The 19,266-nt window shown below is 40.7% G+C and carries 19 protein-coding genes and 1 pseudogene; 16 read left to right on the forward strand and 4 right to left on the reverse strand.

Annotated elements, in window-relative coordinates; translation table 11 throughout:
• Positions 1-96: 96 nt before the first annotated feature.
• From I4V44_RS02805 to I4V44_RS02825, 5 genes are all read left to right on the forward strand, one after another.
• Positions 97-1,326: an ABC transporter substrate-binding protein gene (locus I4V44_RS02805; protein ID WP_118610867.1), complete on the forward strand. Its 1,230-nt coding sequence runs from the start codon at positions 97-99 to the stop codon at positions 1,324-1,326.
• Between the two features lie 179 nt (positions 1,327-1,505).
• Positions 1,506-2,384: a carbohydrate ABC transporter permease gene (locus tag I4V44_RS02810; RefSeq protein ID WP_118340273.1), complete on the forward strand. Its 879-nt coding sequence runs from the start codon at positions 1,506-1,508 to the stop codon at positions 2,382-2,384.
• Between the two features lie 50 nt (positions 2,385-2,434).
• Complete coding sequence (locus tag I4V44_RS02815; protein ID WP_118136107.1) at positions 2,435-3,265, forward strand: carbohydrate ABC transporter permease; 831 nt, start codon at positions 2,435-2,437, stop codon at positions 3,263-3,265.
• Between the two features lie 18 nt (positions 3,266-3,283).
• Positions 3,284-4,765: a glycoside hydrolase family 32 protein gene (locus I4V44_RS02820; RefSeq protein ID WP_118136105.1), complete on the forward strand. Its 1,482-nt coding sequence runs from the start codon at positions 3,284-3,286 to the stop codon at positions 4,763-4,765.
• Between the two features lie 65 nt (positions 4,766-4,830).
• Positions 4,831-6,189 carry a NosD domain-containing protein gene (locus I4V44_RS02825; RefSeq protein ID WP_196002290.1) on the forward strand — a complete coding sequence of 453 codons (1,359 nt, stop codon included), beginning with the start codon at positions 4,831-4,833 and terminating at the stop codon, positions 6,187-6,189.
• Here I4V44_RS02825 and I4V44_RS18465 read toward each other — a convergent pair.
• Positions 6,122-6,529: a helix-turn-helix domain-containing protein gene (locus I4V44_RS18465; protein WP_196002299.1), complete on the reverse strand. Its 408-nt coding sequence runs from the start codon at positions 6,527-6,529 to the stop codon at positions 6,122-6,124. The two genes, I4V44_RS02825 and I4V44_RS18465, sit on opposite strands and share 68 nt — an antisense overlap.
• Positions 6,530-7,091: 562 nt before the next feature.
• Here I4V44_RS18465 and I4V44_RS02835 point away from each other — a divergent pair.
• Complete coding sequence (locus I4V44_RS02835; RefSeq protein ID WP_055058821.1) at positions 7,092-7,292, forward strand: hypothetical protein; 201 nt, start codon at positions 7,092-7,094, stop codon at positions 7,290-7,292.
• A 19-nt stretch (positions 7,293-7,311) separates the two neighbouring features.
• The gene (locus tag I4V44_RS02840) at positions 7,312-8,670 is read left to right on the forward strand and encodes an MATE family efflux transporter (RefSeq protein WP_196002291.1); all 1,359 of its coding nucleotides are present in this window, start codon (positions 7,312-7,314) and stop codon (positions 8,668-8,670) included.
• Between the two features lie 105 nt (positions 8,671-8,775).
• On the opposite strand, the gene I4V44_RS02845 is transcribed toward I4V44_RS02840, so the two are convergent.
• Together I4V44_RS02845 and I4V44_RS18075 are read right to left on the reverse strand one after the other, a co-directional pair.
• Positions 8,776-10,806 carry a right-handed parallel beta-helix repeat-containing protein gene (locus I4V44_RS02845; RefSeq protein ID WP_196002292.1) on the reverse strand — a complete coding sequence of 677 codons (2,031 nt, stop codon included), beginning with the start codon at positions 10,804-10,806 and terminating at the stop codon, positions 8,776-8,778.
• 93 nt (positions 10,807-10,899) lie between these two features.
• On the reverse strand, positions 10,900-10,989 hold the full coding sequence (locus tag I4V44_RS18075; RefSeq protein ID WP_318269296.1) for a DUF6783 domain-containing protein: 90 nt from the start codon (positions 10,987-10,989) through the stop codon (positions 10,900-10,902).
• Between I4V44_RS18075 and I4V44_RS18080 the strand changes: the two are divergent.
• Positions 10,948-11,184, forward strand: a pseudogene (locus I4V44_RS18080) (DUF6783 domain-containing protein); the annotation flags it as partial. The gene I4V44_RS18075 and the pseudogene I4V44_RS18080 overlap by 42 nt on opposite strands.
• A gap of 352 nt (positions 11,185-11,536) precedes the next feature.
• On the opposite strand, the gene I4V44_RS02855 reads toward I4V44_RS18080, so the two are convergent.
• Positions 11,537-12,721, reverse strand: a complete 1,185-nt coding sequence (locus I4V44_RS02855; RefSeq protein WP_118633549.1) for an SAM-dependent methyltransferase — start codon at positions 12,719-12,721, stop codon at positions 11,537-11,539.
• A gap of 391 nt (positions 12,722-13,112) precedes the next feature.
• Here I4V44_RS02855 and ureA point away from each other — a divergent pair, with 391 nt between their 5' ends.
• The 8 genes from ureA to I4V44_RS02895 all read left to right on the forward strand — a co-directional run bounded on the left by ureA (position 13,113) and on the right by I4V44_RS02895 (position 19,115).
• Positions 13,113-13,415, forward strand: coding sequence for an urease subunit gamma (gene ureA / locus I4V44_RS02860; protein ID WP_008705098.1), 303 nt, complete (start codon positions 13,113-13,115; stop codon positions 13,413-13,415).
• Positions 13,416-13,429: 14 nt separating this feature from the next.
• A complete protein-coding gene (gene ureB / locus I4V44_RS02865; protein ID WP_019163039.1) occupies positions 13,430-13,789 on the forward strand; it encodes an urease subunit beta in 360 nt (119 codons plus the stop codon).
• Positions 13,790-13,801: 12 nt separating this feature from the next.
• Positions 13,802-15,523, forward strand: a complete 1,722-nt coding sequence (gene ureB, locus I4V44_RS02870) for an urease subunit beta (RefSeq protein WP_118136090.1) — start codon at positions 13,802-13,804, stop codon at positions 15,521-15,523.
• Positions 15,524-15,695: 172 nt separating this feature from the next.
• The gene (locus I4V44_RS02875) at positions 15,696-16,202 is read left to right on the forward strand and encodes an AmiS/UreI family transporter (RefSeq protein WP_008705095.1); all 507 of its coding nucleotides are present in this window, start codon (positions 15,696-15,698) and stop codon (positions 16,200-16,202) included.
• Between the two features lie 20 nt (positions 16,203-16,222).
• Complete coding sequence (locus I4V44_RS02880; RefSeq protein ID WP_118247479.1) at positions 16,223-16,699, forward strand: urease accessory protein UreE; 477 nt, start codon at positions 16,223-16,225, stop codon at positions 16,697-16,699.
• A 90-nt stretch (positions 16,700-16,789) separates the two neighbouring features.
• Positions 16,790-17,482 (forward strand): urease accessory protein UreF, encoded by a 693-nt coding sequence (locus tag I4V44_RS02885; RefSeq protein WP_196002293.1) that lies wholly within the window; start codon positions 16,790-16,792, stop codon positions 17,480-17,482.
• A 151-nt stretch (positions 17,483-17,633) separates the two neighbouring features.
• The gene (ureG, locus tag I4V44_RS02890; RefSeq protein ID WP_196002294.1) at positions 17,634-18,242 is read left to right on the forward strand and encodes an urease accessory protein UreG; all 609 of its coding nucleotides are present in this window, start codon (positions 17,634-17,636) and stop codon (positions 18,240-18,242) included.
• Between the two features lie 12 nt (positions 18,243-18,254).
• Positions 18,255-19,115, forward strand: a complete 861-nt coding sequence (locus I4V44_RS02895) for an urease accessory protein UreD (protein ID WP_243280177.1) — start codon at positions 18,255-18,257, stop codon at positions 19,113-19,115.
• Positions 19,116-19,266 lie beyond the last annotated feature (151 nt).

Genomic DNA, 19,266 nt, shown 5'->3' on the forward strand with positions numbered 1-19,266 from the left:
CGGAGAATATCTAAAGCGGTTGAAGCAGTATGTAAATGGAACGGCATGATATTTAATATCATGGAATTTAGAATCTTTAAGAATAGGAGATTAAAAATGAGAAAAAAGATTGTTAATTCATTAATTACAGCAACTGTGATTGGAAGTATGCTTACAGGAATGGCAGTTCCCTGTTTTGCAGGTGAGAAAAAAGACGATGGAAGCAGTATTACAGTTCTTGTAGAAAGTGGTTCACCTGCAGAAGCACTTGCCAATAATACAGCAGCTGATTTTGAGAAAGAAACAGGCTGTAAGGTTGTTGTTGATGCTGTTGCCTATACTGGTATGTATGATAAGCTTTCTACCGAAATTAAAGCAGGACAGGCTGCTCATGATGTTTCATGCATGGATTTTGTATGGCTGGCAGCTTTTGCTGATGCAATCGAACCAATTACAGATGCAGATACCAGTGATTTCCTTCCAACGCTGGAAGAAAGCGGAACAGTAGATGGTAATCTTCTGGGATATCCGATGTGGGTAAACGCTAAGATCCTTATTTACAGAAAAGATCTGATTCCGGAAGATAAAGTGCCAAAGACCTGGGATGAATATAAAGCACTGGCAAAAGAAATGAAAACAGACGATATGTACGGAACAACAGTTTTTGGAAGTGGTTCTGACGCAGTTTGTTCCTTCCTTGATTTTGCCTGCCAGGCCGGTGCAGATGGATTAGTATATGACAAGGATGGAAATGTAAATATTACAGATCAGCCATATGTGGATGCGCTTGATTTTATGGTTGAAATGGCAAATGAAGATTGTACGCCATCAGATTCTCTGGCTACTGCTTCTACAGAGTCTCAGGAACTTTTCAATAATGGTAAAGTCGCAATGCAGTTAAACTGGAGCCATCAGTATCCTGCAGCTGTTGAGGCACTTGGAGCAGATAAGGTGGGATGTGCACCAATGATTGCCGGCAGTGCAGGAGCAGGAGCAACCACAGGTCCATGGTATGAATGTGTAATGAAAAATTCTGAGAATAAAGACATGGCACTGAAATATGTAGAATATATGTACGATCATAATGCAGATTATATGAACGGAACCCTTAAAATTGCCGGCAGAACTTCTGTTTATGAGGAAGCTGGAAAAGAGGCTGGTAATGAGCATACAACAGCAGTTCTTGACACATTGAATGAAAAACAGTCTCAGCCAAGACCTATGATTTCAACCTGGTCACAGGTAGAGGAGGTTCTTACAGGTGTTGTAGAATCCTGTCTTGGTGGAGCAGATGTGAAAGAAACCCTTGAATCTGCAAAAGAAGAGATTGAGGCAATTGGGAAGTAAAGTGACAAAGTAATAAAGAAAAAGCAGATTGCAGACATCTACCAAATAATAAAAAATGTAATTAAATCAAGGGTGATTTTACCTGGACATCGAACACACTAACTATGAATTTACTAATCTATGATGTATGATGCAGGGAGTAAATCGCCCTTGATTTTTATAAGAAAGCGGGAAATATTATGAAATTGATATCAAAAAAAACACTATTGCTGTTTTTTCTTCCTGGCGCGATTTTCATGGGTGCCTTTTTGATTTATCCTATTTTTAAAATGGTATTTGACAGTTTCTTTAAGGTTGGAATTACAGGAGCCAGAACTTTTATTGGATTTGATAATTATATTAAAGCATTTACAGCTGGCGGTTTTTTGAAGCAGCTGAAAAATACATTGATTTATATTTTGATTGCGGTATCTGTGGAAACAGTTTTGGGATTTATTTTTGCATTATTATTTGAACTTGATTATAAGGGCAGTAAAATAGTACGTTCATTAATGATGACACCACTTATGATCGCACCGCTGGTTGCAGGTCTTATCTGGAAATTGATGATGAGTTCAAACTTTGGTATTGTCAATGAGTTTCTGACCAGAATAGGGATCTTATCCAGTCCAAGTGAAATTTTGTGGCTTGCAGATTCCCGATGGTCATTGATCGCCTGTTGTATTGCAGATATATGGCTGACTACACCGTTTATGATGCTGATGATTCTGGCTGGCCTTCAGGGATTGGATACCAGCGTGTCAGAAGCAGCAAGAATGGATGGAGCAAGTAAGCTGCAGGAAATTTTTTACATAAAAATACCGGGAATTAAACCGGTTCTGTTGACAGCATTGTCAGTGAGAATTATAGATGCGGCAAAGACTTTTGACATTATCTGGGCAATGACAGAAGGTGGACCTAACAGTTCATCGGAGACAATTAGTATTATTATTTATAAGACACTTGTAAAGTATAATAATACAGGATATGCCAGTGCAATGGCTGTTATCTTTATCATAGTTCTTGTAGTGTTTACATTAGTATTTATGCAGAGTTTATGGAATCCAAAGAAAAAGTAAAAGCTGTCAAAGAAAAACAGTAGTAAAAAGGATTCAATAAGGAGACCAAAATGAAGAAAGGTAATAGTATCAAACTAAAAATAGCAGTTATTATTTCTATAATTATTACAATATTCTGGCTGCTTCCATATATTTATGTAATTTGTTGTTCGTTTAAACCCGGATCAGAGGTAATTGCTGTTCCACCATCTTTTCTTCCAAAAAGCTTTTCGGTTGAAAATTTCACTCAATTATTTGTAAGAATGAACGCGGGTGGGTATCTGCTGAACAGTTTGATTACAGCAGTTTGCAGTACAATTATTGCAGTTATCTTGGGTTCACTGGCTGCATATGCTATTCAGAGATCTGGAGCGAAGCTGTCAGTAGGGCTGGTGGTATTGATTTTATGTCTGAAAATGATTCCTACATCCAGTATTGCAGTACCTATTTATGAGATTATTTGTAATATGGGATTGTATGATACCAGAATTGCATTGATTATTGTTTATGCGGCAGTAAACATGCCTTTTGTAATGTGGACAATGCTTAGTTTTTATGAGGGAGTACCGTCTACTTTGGATGAGGCTGCATATGTAGATGGCGCTTCCAGCCTTCAGACATTCAGAAAGGTTATTTTGCCGATTTGTAAGCCGGGACTTGCAACTGCCTTTATATTTACATTGTTCTTGGCATGGAATGATTTTCTTATTTCTCTGTTGCTGACCAGTATGAATGCTAAAACATTTACAGTAGGTCTTGCCGGTTTCCTGTCAGCGTATAATCTTGACCTTGGACCGATGTGTGCAGGAGCATTTTTATTTAGCTTCCCGGTAATGATTTTATCAATGTTTGCACAGAGATACATTGTTCAGGGAATGACAGCAGGAGCTGTAAAAGGATAATAAGAATGGAGAAAGCCAGTGAATAAAATATTAATGAGACAAAGAATAGAAAACGCGCAAAAAGAAATTGACAGTAAAAAGATGATTGTTCAAAATGGAAAAATGCGTCAGCATTATCATTTTATGCCCCAGAGCGGGTGGATGAATGATCCTAACGGACTGATCTTTTTTAACGGACAGTATCATGTGTTTTATCAGACTAATCCATATAATGGATTTTGGGATTGTATGCATTGGGGACATGCAGTCAGCAAAGATTTAGTTCATTGGGAATATTTGCCTCTGGCATTGGCACCCAGTGAAGAGTATGATGATTATCAAAAAGGTGGATGTTTTTCCGGCAGTGCAATCGAACACGAAGGTAAGTTATATGTATTTTATACGGCAACTGCAAATCATGGAAACGGAAGTGAGCAAAGCCAGTGTCTTGCTATAAGTGAAGATGGAATAAATTTTGAAAAGTATGACGGAAATCCTCTCTTTGATGCACCGGAAGGTATTCAGCCGGATTCATTCCGCGATCCAAAGGTATGGAAGCATGAAAATAAATATTATATGGTTGTAGGGGCCAGTCGTAATAACAGAGGATTAGCATTGATATATGAATCTGCAGATCTTTATCATTGGAATTTTTTAAACGTGCTGGCAGAAAGCCGTGGAGAATGGGGATTCATGTGGGAATGTCCGGATTTTTATCAGCTTGGCGATAAATATGTTCTCACTTTTTCGCCAATGGGCTCAGGAGATCATACATCAGTATACCTGACAGGAGATTTTGATTACAAAACAGGAAAATTTGACTGGCATATCAGTGGTGAAATGGATTGGGGATTTGATTTTTATGCGCCACAGTCCATGGTTGCTCCTGATGGAAGACGTCTGATTGTTGCCTGGGCGAATGAATGGGAATGGATGCCTCTCTTTAAGGACTGGGGACCTACTTATCAGGAGGGCTGGTGCGGATTTTTTAATGTGATTCGTGAAGTTCGGATGTGCAAGGATGGAACGCTGGCGTTTGTTCCTGTAGAGGAAATGGAAAAAATCCGTGAAAACAAATTTACGCAACGGGAAATACAGATTACAGAAACACCTCAGCAGTTAAAAGCAGGAGATGGAATCAGCTTTGAGATGAAATTTACATTGGATCTTGAAGAAACTGATGCAGACAGGGTAGAACTGAAGCTCAGATGCGGAAAAGAAAAAGAATCTCGTTGTATTTTTGATCTGAAAAATGGTGAATTGCTGGTAGACAGAAGCTGTGCAGATGGATGGAGTGTAGGAACATCCAGAAGTGTACTTAAGGTCAGCGAAAAAAGTCTGGATGTACATATCTTTTCAGATCAGAGTTCTCTGGAGATATTTACAGATCAATACAGAAATAATCATTCCAATAATATTTTTGCAGGAAATGATCAGGATGCAATAAGTATATCTGCGTTTGGTGGAAGAGCGGTAATCAGAGACTATGAAGCATATGGATTGCAGGAGTGTTTTAACTGAATCAAGTAGCGGAGCGGATTGCGAATATCCGCTTGACATGAACTGAAAGCAGGAGGAGTATTGAAATGAAACGTAATAATTATTATGATGTCACTGACTGGCCGGTAGGTAACCCATATACGGATATCGGAGAAGTGATCAACAGTATCATTGCAGACATCAAGAACAGACAGAAGGATACAAATGTAAATGATGGAGGAAAACCGGGAGCAGTAATTTATATTCCGTCTGGAGATTATCATTTAAAAACGCAGGTGAAAATTGACATCAGTTACTTGAAAATCCAAGGATCAGGACATGGATTTGTGTCTTCAAGTATCCGATATAATGTGCCAAAAGAACAGTGGAAGGATCTTCATGACATCTGGCCGGGCGGTAGCAGGATTCTGGTAGATTTGGAACCATTAAAGGGGGATGAAAGATCCGGTGCTGCTTTTCTGGTGGAACGAGAGGGAGATCCGAGAATCAGTTCCGTGGAGTTTGAAAATTTCTGTATTGATGGACTCCATTTTGTAGATGACGGAAATGGAGATCCAGAGAATACATATTTAAATGGAAAAACAGGAATTTATGTAGCCAGTGCACAGGATTCTTTCAGAATTACAGGCATGGGTATTATTTATCTGGAGCATGGAGTGACTCTTTACAATTCTGATGCATTATCTGTTCATGATAATTTTATAGCAGAATGTGGAAATTGTGTAGAACTTCGTGGAGCCGGACAGGCATCTAAAATAACAGATAATCTTATGGGGGCTGGTTATAGAGGTTATACAATTTTTGCCGAAAATTTTGGAGGACTTCTGATTACTTCCAATAACATTTTTCCAAGAGGAAAAAGTATAGTACATCTTAAGGGTGTTCTTAGATCATCAGTAACTGCAAACAGATTTCATTCTTTTTATCCGGGAATGCTGATAATGGAAAATTGTAGAGAAAATCTCATATCTTCCAATCATTTTCTCAGAGATCATGAACCATGGCCTCCGATGCTGGAATATGATAATGGATTAGAGGATGATTTTGGCCTGATTCATATTCAGGGAAGTAGCAATTCACTGATTGCTAATCACATTTCGGAGACGATTGAACAGCAATATCTGAAACCGGCAGGCGTAAAACCGATAATCATTCGTTTGGTTTCCGGAAGAGAAAATTACATTGCAAACAATCATATTGTGGTAACTACAAAAACTGATAAAAAAGAAAGTGAAGAAAATCAATCCTGCTTTGATGCGCAGGTTGGAGCATTGTTAAGTATGGATGAACTGGTTAAACTTCCGATTGAAGCAGTACATGTTGATGAGGCATCATTGGATAATATAATACTGGATACATGCAGAGAAAATGAAGCAGTTATGGATTTTGCAGAAAATGTGTTTCGGGGAATTCCTTGTCTTTCGCAGTCTGCGGAACTGTCTTGATTGCATTATTATAAATTGTAAAAAATTTCATGATTTTAAAAGAAAAAAGCACAGTAATCAAAGAGAACTGGGAAAATTTATAATACTCTCGTATAGTTATAACGAGGCTATGCACATCACACATGCATAGCCTTGATCCATTTTCAGCCAAAGTTCCGTTTGTATTTTTTACATACTGACGCATTGTCATACCTGTATATTTTTTAAATACTTTTTCAAGGTGGATTTGGGATGAAAAGCCAAGATAAGTTGCAATTTCAATATAGGAATATGGAGAATAGGAAAGGAGATTTCTGGCAAGCTTTACCTTTTCTTTTAAAATAAAATCTGTCAGTGTAATGTTTTATATTTTTTAAACAGTTCAGACAGATAGTTCGCATTCAGATGCAGATATTCTGCAATATCCCTAATACAGATTTTTTCATGTAAATGTTTAAAAATATAATCCTTACATTGCTCTATCCAGATGTTTTTTCTTAATGTATTCTCAGAATCCTGTTTTGCTGTCGAATCTCATCTACTGCTTTCACATATTCCATCTGAAATTGACGGGTTGTATTTAATATGATAACAGGATCTGTCTCAGGGTAAACACAGAGGCGAATAATAGTAGCAGGATAACAGATAAATTGCATCATTTCTATAGTGATTCTCTCAAATGTATTATTTATGAGGACTACTATAAATAAACATAAGTTAACAGTAAAAAGGATGTCGGATTTGCTCCCGGCATCCTTTTTATATGGGATCATACAGGATAAAATAGTATAAAAAAATGTCAAAATATTTTATTGAAACTCCTCGTGATTTTGCTATGATATAGTAAGATTATGTCGGCAGAAGGTCAGTACTATAGATATATAGTGAATCGGAGACAAAATTCAGAAAGGGGATTTTTACATATGTACACAGGAAACTATGAATGTCTGGAATTATTTGTAAAACCAGAAGCCGGAAAAAAAGGCAGTGTGAGCCTGAAGAAGGTAAAAGAAAACAAAACAGAAATAAAAGAACTGCAGCATATCTATGGGAACTGGATCAAGTTCCGAGCCGGGAGCTTATGGAAGCATGACTTTGCCAAGAGAACTCCATGTGAAGAATGAAAATGAGGGATAAATAGAAATGACTACATCTATGATAAAGGGCAATCCGCTGAAACTGATGTTACAGTTCGCGTTTCCTTTATTATTAGGAAACTTGCTGCAACAGACTTATAATATTATTGATGCTGCGATCGTAGGCCAGATTCTTGGCGCAAAAGCACTGGCAAGTGTAGGAGCCAGCAGCAGTATTCAGTTTCTGGTATTGGGATTCTGCATGGGAAGCTGTACTGGCTTTGGTGTTCCTGTAGCTAAATATTTCGGTGCAGAGAAAATAGAAAAAATGCGGGATTATATTTTTAATGGAGCTGTGTTATGTGCAGGAATCGCAGTGATCTTGACATCATTATGCAGTGTTTTATGTCCTCAGATATTACATATTTTATCAGTACCGGAGGACATTTATGACAATGCATATAGTTATCTGCTAATCATTTTCCTGGGGATTCCCTTTACGATTTTATATAACTATCTGTCCAGTATTTTGAGGTCAGTGGGAGACAGCAGGACACCGTTTATATTTCTGGCGTTATCTGCTGTTCTGAACATTTTTCTGGATTTATTCTGTATCGTAGTGCTGAAACTTGGATGTGCCGGAGCTGCCATTGCAACCATTTCCGCACAGGCAATCAGTGGAATCTTGTGCCTTATTTTTATTATCCGCAAAATGAAACTTCTGTGGCTCAAGAAAGAAAACAGGACAATAAAAGGGGATGCAGTAAAGGAACTTCTGGCAATGGGAATGCCTACGGGACTTCAGTTCTCCATCACAGCTATCGGAAGTATGGTTATGCAGTCTGCGAACAACGGGCTTGGAAGTACATATGTATCAGCTTTTACTGCAGCAATGAAGATCAAGCAGTTTACCATGTGTCCATTTGATGCTATCGCAACCTCTGCTTCTGTATTCTGCAGCCAAAATCTTGGAGCAGGACAGTCTGATAGGATTAAGAAAGGATTGCGTTGTGGTATTACAGTGGGAGTAGGATATGGTATTGCGGCAGGAATTTTACTGATTTTTGCAGGGCGTACACTTTCTATGCTGTTTGTTGGAAAGAGTGCGGTGGCAGTTCTGGATGCCTCTGCCAAATACCTCAGATGTATGGGATTTTTCTACTGGAGTCTTGGTATTCTCAATGTCGCCCGTATGGTAACTCAGGGACTTGGATATTCAGGCAGAGCCGTTTTCTCCGGCGTAACAGAAATGATCGCCAGAACAGTTGTCTGTCTTGGATTTGTAGGAACTTTTGGCTTCACAGCCATCTGCTTTGCAGACCAGACTGCCTGGATCACAGCAACCTGCTATATTTTTCCGACATGCCTGTGGTGCATCCGAAAGTCTACAAGAATGCTTGCATCTAATAAAAGTATGACAAAATAAGAAAACAGCTATGCAAGAGCAGCAGATAAAAATATTTGTACTCTTCATAGCTGTTTTTATGTATGGTTTATATATGGTAAAGCTATTGACTATATGGATATCAGGTTAAAAGAGCTTCTGCTCAGATGCTTTTTTATCCGTAAATGGTCCTGCGACAGTTTTGACATCTCTGTGATTTCCAAAGAAATCCTGATTAAAGATAATCGGGCTTCCGTCAGGATTTTCGTATTTCTGCTCCGGTTCGAATGCCATACCAAGTGTTTCAGTTGAGATGATACCGTCGTTTTCTTCTTTGATGATATCATACAGGTTGGTCTTCAGATACCAGCCATCTTCTTTCTCTTCAACAGAGATATCTACAGTGTGTTCTGTATCTGTGACTGCATCTGTTTCTTTTTCCCATGCACGTGCTCCATTGAAATAGAGATTGCCGGATGCCCATACAGGAAGATGATCATAATAGCAGTTGCCTGTTGTCTCAGAACCCATTCCGCAGTAACCTTCGAACTGTCTGTTCCATTCATCAAAGGTTGGATATCCGTTAAATTTGAAAGTTCCTGTGATCACATTGCAGTCATCCCACATATTTCCATTGTTACCCATAAGATCAGCCAGATCCTGCATACAAGGACGGATCGGTTTCTGAACGAAGATGTTGTTGTAGAATCTGTCATCTCCATGAAGGATGGTCATAAATCCTGCAACCTGAGTTCCGTGTTTGGTGTGATATGGAGTATATCTCGGAGATGGAATATCAGGTGCACCGTTGTCTGTACCGATACCAACAGAAACGAAGCCGCCGCAGATCAGGTTATGTACAAGGGCAACACCCTGGGTTGCAATTTTCAGTGCACGGTCAGACAGCAGGATATTGTGGTCGATTAATGTCGGACCATGGGAAACCTCAACGAAGATATCTTCTCCTACGCTTGTGACAGCGTCATCCCCTGCCTCGAAGTCATTAGGAAGAGCATTGTCATGGAAGAGATTTCCTGTAACGCGGGTTCCCTGTGCCTGCCAGTCAAGCCACAGACCACGGGTGCAGTTGTGGATATGGTTGCGGCGGAAAATAACATCGATAGCAGCATGCATTTTGATACCGCCGATCTCTGCTCCTGCCAGATTCTGCTTGTTGTTAATGTGATGAATATGGTTGTCTTCAATAACAGAGAATACGCCTCCAAGATGTCCTACAATACCTGTCTGACCGCAGTCATGGATCTCACATCTGCGCACAATATGGGAACCGATGTGTTCTTTATCCCATCCTTCATAGGAAGCCTGGCAGATGCAGTCGCGTTCTGTCTGAGTTCCGTCTTTGTATTTCCACTTTAACCATTTGTTATCATTTTCAGGCTGCAGATATTTACCAAGAGAAATACCGCTGCATTTGGATTCATAGATTTCACAGTCTTCGATGATCCATCCTTTGGACCAGTGAGGACCGACCATTCCCTCCTGATAAGCAGTAGGGGGAGCCCACTGAGTAGCAGCCTGACTGATACGGAAACCGGAGAGAGTGATATATCCGATTCCTTCACTTCCCGGATAGAAGCAGTTTCTTCTTACACTGATCTCAACATTTTCTTTATTAGGATCTTTTTCTTGGAAGTTTGCATAAATAATTGTCTGATTATTGGCTTCATCCTGTTCCGCGTACCATGTATATACAGAGAAATCAGGATCCCATGAGATAGTACTTTTCTGTGGATTTTTAACTTTATCCAGAGTGGTTACCTCATACATGGATTTCTCATTCAGATATACATCTCCTGTATGAGCAATAAATGTAGCGATAAACCAATCTCCGGATACCAGGGTAGTAAATGGGTTATAGTCACCGAAGATTCCGTTCGGAATGACTGCTTTCCATACAGTGCCTTCTACATTTTCCCAGTCTTTGACAGATTCACTTCCTGTAATGTGCGCCTGTCCTTTTATTGCAGAACGGTAGGTGATACGCTTGTCTGCCGTTCCAGCATGAATCGGATTAACAGCTTCACGGTATAATCCCGGTGCAACGATGACTTCATCTCCCGGAAGTGCCTTTGCAGCGGCCTCCTGAATAGTTTTGAATGGATTTTCTTTTGTTCCGTTTCCGGTCTGGATCACGGATGCATCAACGTAAATAATCATTATAAAAACCTCCCGGCCTTCTGGCCTGAATCCTTCTGTTTGCGGGCGAAATGCCCATAAGATATGTAATCTAGAGCGTGTCTGAAAAATGCTTTACGCAAGATGTGCGTCACAATTTGTGGGAGATTTTGTTCGGATGAGGGCGTCGTAGTGGACTACGACAACCGAATTCGGACAAAATATACCGCAAAGTGGGGCGTGCAGATTGCGGGAATGATTTTTCAGATACACTCTAGTGTAGCATGTAGATATGCAGCGAAGCAATGGAATCCTGTGTCGTTTTGTATGAATTTTGTGATGATTCATTACTGTTCACTGAAAACGTCGGATTCGAAAATAAGAGAACGAAAGAATTTCTGGCAAAAATCATGTAAATAGAATAAATCTTGATACTTAAAACTTAAAATAGTGAGTAAATACCGGGCTTTATTTACCAGTAACTTTTGCCTGCATATTACATAGATTTTGATGTAAATACTCTGCAGATGATATATTATAAAAAATACAAATATTTTCAGAAAGTGCAGGCTATCATGAATAAAAAGAAATCAAAGAATAAAAAACAGGATAAGCAGAGTGAGAAGCCGGTTCCGAGGAAAAAGGAAGAGGAGCAGACAGAAGGAACTGGTAGAAATTCAGCTTAGAACCCTTGCTATGGATTACTGGTCTGTACTGGAATATCATAATATATACTGCCTGGATTTCAAAAACAAAAATCCAGGCAGTTATTTTAATACCAGCGTGTCATTGGCAGATCATTATTGATTCCTTTAGTCATCAGAATCTGGTGCAGATCAATAATTCCGTTATGGAAGGTTGCAGCACATGCTGACAGGTAAAGTTCCCACATACGCAGGAAGGATTCATCAAACATGGTCTTTTCCTTTTCTATATTCTCACGGAAATTCTTTTCCCAGTGGAGCAGAGTTTTATTGTAATGCAGACGCAGATTTTCAATGTCCAGAGTGTGGAAATTGTCCTCTGCCATATGATTCAGGATTTCTCTCAGACTGGGAACGGTTCCGCCTGGAAAGATATATTTCTTGATCCATGGATCACCCGGATGTTCTTTCAGTGCACTGATAAAATGAAGCAGGAATAATCCGCCCGGTTTCAGAACTTTCTCTACACAGTCAAGGAAGAGCTGATAATTGTCACGGCCAACATGTTCCAGCATTCCCACACTGACTACCCGGTCAAACTGATAGTTATGTTTCGGCAGATCACGGTAATCCATCAGTTCCACTGTAAGATAATCTTCCAGGCCCTGATCTTTGATGCGCTTTTGGAATTCTGTATATTGTTCGTGGCTTAAAGTGATTCCTGTACCATGTACTTTGTATTTTTTGGCAGCCTCAATCAGCAGAAAACCCCATCCGCAGCCGATATCAAGAAGACTCATACCTTCTTCCAGGTGTAATTTTTTCAGAATATAATCTACTTTATTCACCTGTGCCTGATATAAAGAGTCATCGTCATGAATGAAGTAGCCACAGGAATAACTCATGGTTTCGTCCAGCCATAATTTATAAAAATCATTTCCGATATCATAGTGGCTGGTGACTTCCTTTTCTTGATTTTTTTTGGATGTAGAACTGAACATAATCTTTTTCAGAGCAGATTCATTGGTAGAAAATTTGCTCATCTGTCCCAGAAAATGATCCAGTGCCTCGTAAAGATTTCCTTCAATATCCAGATCTCCCCGCATATAAGCCTCGCCTAATGCCAGGGAAGTGCTTTTGAGCAGCTCGGCCAGAGGAATTGTTTTCTTAAAATTTACTGTAAATGTGGGTTCTCCCTCTCCGATCGGATATTCGGAATTCTTGAACTTTACAAGAAATGGATAGTCCGTAAAGCGTTCAAGGAATTGCACCATTGCTTTTTCTTCAGCCTTTTCTCCTAATGTCTCAAACATAATAGTTTACCTCCTTTAACACAAAACTATGATACACCTTTGGGGGCGCTTAGCGTCAAGGGGAGAATTAAACAAAGATATCTGGAAAATTGGTCAGACTTGTAGCAGAATAATGGAAATAGAAGAAGAAACAAAAAGTTCACAAAAAACATCTTGACCATTAAAGAAACACAAGTTATAATCCCCTATATAAAAATTTTCGTGCAAAGAGCAGACAATGGGGTCTGAGAAAGAATCCCATTGACTGCTCTTTTTTGCGTACTACGAAGATTTTTGTTACTGTTCACACACCACTATCCCGCGAGGTGTTTTGGCTACGTTACTGAGAACGGAGTGAACAGTAACAGATTTTTGCATATTATAATCCGCACAATTCGAGAGGAGGAATATCATGAGGCTGAATCCCAAAGAACAGGAAAAATTAATGCTTCATATGGCAGGAAATCTTGCAAAAGAGAGAAAGGAAAGAGGTCTGAAACTGAATTACGTGGAGGCACTTGCGTATATCAGTTCTGAACTCCTGGAGCTTGCAAGAGATGGTAAAACAGTAGTAGAGCTGATGCAGCTTGGAACCAAGATTCTTACAAAGGATGACGTAATGGACGGTGTTGCTGATATGATCGGTGAAGTTCAGGTAGAGGCAACATTCCCGGATGGAACCAAGCTTGTAACAGTACATAATCCAATTCAGTAAGGAGGAGAATGAGCATGAAGATCGGTGAAATTATGGCCGCAGATCGTGAGATCACACTTAATGAAGGCAAGAAAACAGTGACAGTAACAGTGGCAAACAAAGGCGACAGACCGGTTCAGGTCGGTTCTCATTTTCACTTCTTTGAAGTAAATAAATGCCTTTCTTTTGACAGGGAAAAAGCCTATGGATATCATCTGGACATTCCTTCAGGAACATCTGTAAGATTTGAGCCGGGTGAAGAAAAAGAGGTTCAGCTTACAGAAATGGGTGGCAGACAGAGAGTATTCGGACTGAATGACCTTACTCGCGCACAGGCAACTGACGATACAAAAGCAGCATCCATGGAAACTGCGAAATTAAAAGGATTTCTGTAAGGAGGGACAACAATGAGTACAAAAATTTCCGGAAGCAAATATGCGGCAATGTATGGCCCGACTACAGGAGATAAGGTACGTCTGGCAGATACAAGCCTTGTGATTGAAGTAGAAAAAGATTATACAACTTATGGAGACGAAGTAAAGTTCGGCGGCGGCAAGACAATCCGTGACGGTATGGGACAATCTGTAAAAACCTGCAGTAAAGACGGAGATCTGGATCTGGTAATTACAAATGCATTAATCGTAGACTCTACAGGAATCGTAAAAGCAGATATCGGTATCAAAGACGGCAAGATCGCAGGAATCGGTAAAGCCGGAAACCCGGACATCATGGATGGTGTTACACCTGGAATGACAGTCGGCGCATCTACAGAAGCACTTGCAGGAGAAGGAATGATTGTAACTGCAGGTGGAATTGATACCCATATCCATTTCATCAGCCCACAGCAGATCGATTGTGCATTATACAGTGGTGTAACTACTATGATCGGAGGTGGTACAGGCCCTGCAGACGGTACAAACGCAACTACCTGTACACCAGGACCATGGAATTTGAGAATGATGTTAAAGGCAGCCGAGGAATATCCGATGAACTTAGGCTTCCTTGGAAAAGGTAACTGCTCAGACGAAGCTCCTCTCATTGAGCAGGTAAAAGCCGGAGCTATGGGACTGAAGATCCACGAAGACTGGGGTGCAACACCTGCAGTTATCAATCACTGTCTGAATGTGGCAGATGAATATGATGTACAGGTTGCCATCCATACAGATACATTAAATGAAGGTGGATGCGTGGAAGATACACTTGCAGCCATCGGCGGCAGAACTATCCATACTTATCATACAGAGGGTGCAGGCGGTGGACATGCACCGGATATCATCCGCGCAGCAGCAGCTCCGAACGTACTGCCATCCTCCACAAACCCTACAATGCCATATACAGTAAACACTCTGGATGAGCATCTGGATATGCTGATGGTCTGCCATCACCTTGACAAGAGAATTCCGGAAGATGTTGCATTTGCAGATTCCCGAATCCGTCCGGAGACAATCGCAGCAGAGGATGTTCTTCATGATATGGGTATCTTCAGTATGATGAGCTCTGACTCTCAGGCTATGGGACGTGTAGGTGAGGTTATCACACGTACCTGGCAGACAGCAAGTAAGATGAAAGATGAGAGAGGTGCACTTCCGGAAGATGCAGGACATGACAATGACAACTTCCGTGTAAAACGTTATATCTCCAAATATACCATCAACCCGGCGATCACACACGGTATTTCCCAGTATGTGGGCTCTGTGGAAGAAGGTAAATTCGCAGACCTCGTTCTCTGGAATCCTGTATTTTTTGGTGCAAAACCGGATATTATCATCAAAGGCGGTATGATCATTGCATCTAAGATGGGCGATGCAAATGCATCCATTCCGACTACACAGCCGGTTCTCTATCAGCCAATGTTTGCAGCTCATGGAAAAGCTAAGAACGAAGCCTGCCTGACCTTTGTATCCCAGGCTGCCATGGATGAGAATGTAAAAGAGAAATACGGTCTTGAGAAAACTGTAGTACCTGTAAAGGGATGCAGAAATATCAGCAAAAAAGATATGGTATTTAACGACAGAACACCGGAACTGACCGTGGATCCGGAGACATATAAGGTTACTGTTGACGGCGAAGAAATCACTTCCAAACCGGCAGAGAAACTTCCGCTGACACAGCTTTACAGTCTGTTCTAAACAACTTTAAACCATTACATTCTGGTTATCTGATCATAAAAATGATATTCGCAGGACTGTTATTTATGGAGTTTTGTGAGAACTTTTATAAGAACTTACCAAACAATATAATGACAGTCCTGTCAGATTTAACAGAAAAATATACTGAAGAAGCAGGAGAGGAGAGAATATTATGTTAGGAGTTTGTCTTTTATTCGTAGGAATCGTGCTGATCAACAACGGTATGTGTTCTTTATACAATGTAGACGGAAAATCAACCGCCATTATGAACATCTTTACAGGTGGTCTTTCTTTATTTATTAACTTTGTCAATCTGGTGCAGGGCAATTATTATGCAGCAGGAACAGGACTGCTGTTCTGCTTTACCTATCTTTTCGTAGCCCTGAGTAAATTCCTGAAAGCAAGCCCGATCCCATTTGCATGGTTTTCTACTTTTGTAGCCATCAATGCGGTGATCTTCGGTACAATCGAGGGATTTACAGGAAGCACTGCACTGGGAATCACACCGGATCTGCGCTGGGCAGCAATCTGGTATCTGTGGGCAATTCTCTGGGGAACTGCTTTCGTAGAAGATATCTGCGGAAAAAAACTGGGAAAATTCGTTCCATATCTTCAGGTATTTGAAGGAATCGTAACTGCATGGGTTCCTGGAGTTATGATGTTGCTTCAGATTTGGTAAGATTCAGGAGGTCGAAAATAATGCTGTGTGAACAGGTTTTGGGAAAGCTTCATGATTTTGATACTACAGGAAAAACAATAGAATATGTAGATATTGAATGGCACGAAGCATTTAAGAAAATACATAAAAAAATAACAGACAAAGGAACAGAAGTGGGAATCCGCATGGACGATTCCATTCTCGCCAGAGGTCTGTATCAGGATGATGTGATCTACGCAGATAATGAGAAGATTGTAGTGGTAAATACACCGCCATGCGAAGTTATCCGTGTTTCTCTGACTCCCGGACATGAGAAAATGTCTGCAAAGGTCTGCTATGAAATCGGAAACAGACACGCACCGCTTTTCTGGGGAGAGAATGATACGTTTATCACGATCTATAACGAGCCAATGCTTGTTATGCTTCAGAAAATCCATGGAGTTCAGGCGGAGAAAGAAGTGCTGAAGCTGGACTTTGACAAGAGAATTTCTGCAAGTATTCATAATCATCATCATTAAATATGACTATAAGGAATGTTATGAGCAAGTAGCGAAGCGGATTGCGAATATCCGCTTGACTCCAATCAATGTTAATTATGGAGGTTCTTCATGTCAAAAAAAAAGTTCTATCTTCTACAGGTAAATGATGCGCTGTTCCCTATCGGAGGATATTCCCACTCCCAGGGACTTGAGACTTATATTCAGCGTGGAATCGTCCACAATGCAGACACAGCCAGAGAGTACATCACTCACAAAATCAAATGGAATCTTGCATATACAGAACTTCTGGCAGCCAGACTTGCATACGAAGCTGCAGAGAAAAAAGACCTGCAGGAACTTCTGTACCTGGAAGAACTTCTGGAAGCATCCAGAATTCCTATGGAACAGAGAGAAGCTGCCAGAAAAATGGGTTCCCGTTTCGCAAAGACCATTGAAAAGCTGGGGCTTTCTATCAGTGAAACCGGGATTTTCAGAGAATATCTGGATGCAAGAAAGGGAAAAGCAGTGAACCATTGCTGTATTTACGGAGTTTTTTGTGCGGAAATGCAGATTCCTCTGGAAGAAGCGCTGACGCATTATCTATACGCACAGACATCTGCAATCGTTACCAACTGCGTAAAAACAATTCCGCTCAGCCAGACATCCGGGCAGCAGCTTCTGAGCGGATGCTATGGAGAATTTGATGAGATATTAAAGGATATCATGAACAGAAGTGAAGAGGACTTATGTCTCTCTGCACCCGGATTTGATATCAGAGGAATCCAGCATGAGAAGCTGTATTCCAGACTATATATGTCATAGTTTGACTTTGGTAGAATGTTTTTCAGGTTCAGGCGTGGATAGAAACAGAATCATGTGTATAACATCAAATCTTCAAAAATAATATGTGGAAAATCAGTAAACAGATTATAAGAAGCTATCAACAAGTAAAGTAGAAAAGAGGAAATCGGTTATGTCATATGTAAAAATCGGAGTTGCCGGACCGGTAGGTTCCGGAAAAACAGCACTTATTGAAGCACTGTCAAGAAAGATGGCAAAGGATTACAGTATTGGTGTCATCACAAATGATATCTACACAAAAGAAGATGCCCAGTTCCTTGCAAAGAACAGCGTTCTTCCTGTAGAAAGAATTATTGGTGTAGAGACAGGCGGATGCCCTCACACAGCCATCCGTGAAGATGCTTCCATGAATCTGGAAGCAGTAGATGAGATGATGGAACGCTTCCCTGATATTGAACTTCTTTTCATTGAAAGCGGCGGAGATAACCTGTCTGCAACATTCAGTCCGGAGCTGGTAGATGCAACCATCTTCGTTATTGATGTAGCAGAAGGAGATAAGATTCCGCGTAAAGGCGGTCCTGGAATCACGCGTTCTGATCTTCTTGTAATTAATAAGATAGACCTGGCTCCATATGTAGGTGCAAGTTTGGAAGTAATGGAAAGAGACTCCCAAAAAATGCGTGGTGACAGACCATTCCAGTTTACAAATATCCGCGGAGATGAGAATGTAGATAAAGTAGTAGAGTGGATCAAGAAAAACGTACTCCTGGAAGGAATGTAAAGGAAAATGCCTATGGATAACAAATTCGGAAAAATATCCCGCATCAGCGCCTGCGCAGCCTTAAAAGACGGAAGGACTATTCTGGAAGATCTGTCTTTTACAGCACCATACAAGATCATGATGCCTTTCGAAAAAGAAAACGGTGGGATCCAGATCATGCCGCTCTGTGCTTCCGCAGGAATTATGGCAGGCGATTCCCAGGAATTTTCCTATCATGTAAAGGAAGGCGCAGATCTGGAAGTCCTGTCCCAGTCCTTTGAGAAAATCCACAAAATGGACGAAGGCTCAGCCACCCGAACCATCGAAGTACAGGTAGACAAAAACGCCACATTATACTATTATCCCCAGCCGGTTATTCCTTTTGCACAGTCAGCCTTTGACAGCAAGATGACCATCCATCTGGGAGACGAAACCTCCCGTTTATTCCTGCTGGAGATCATCTCCTGTGGTCGAAACGCTCATGACGAACGTTTTCAGTACCGCAGATTCTCCTCAAAAGTCCTGCTGTACAGAGGGAACAAACTCATCTATCGCGACAACACCCGCTACGAACCGGACAAAATGCCCATGGAAGGAATCGGAATGTACGAGGGTTACACACATATGGCAAACCTGTTTCTTTCTAAGATCTGCAGCAGAGATGGTGAAAATTGCAGTCAGGAATCCGGAAGTGTAAAACCGGCAGATTCAACAATCAATCTGGAACTTCAGGAAAAAATCTGGCAGATCCTTGACGAAGATTCAGAAATAGATGGCGGAGTTACCCGTCTCACAACCGGAGATCTGGCGTTGAGAATCTTTGGTCACCGTGCCCAGAAACTGCAGCAGGTAGCGGAAAAAATCAAAAAAATATACGAAAATGAACGGACATAAAAGTGGCGGGGTTTCCCGTCACTTTGTTATGTTGCTTGGAGCGAAGTGAACAGGAAGAAAAATATTATGAAATTGTTACTGTTCAGAGGTTAGCTGGACATGAGAAAACCGATGGTGTAGACTAATAACAGTCAAAGCCATCGGTTTTCTT

Source organism: Blautia sp. 1001283B150304_161114_C9 (assembly GCF_015668165.1).
Taxonomy (GTDB): Bacteria; Bacillota; Clostridia; order Lachnospirales; family Lachnospiraceae; genus Blautia_A; species Blautia_A wexlerae.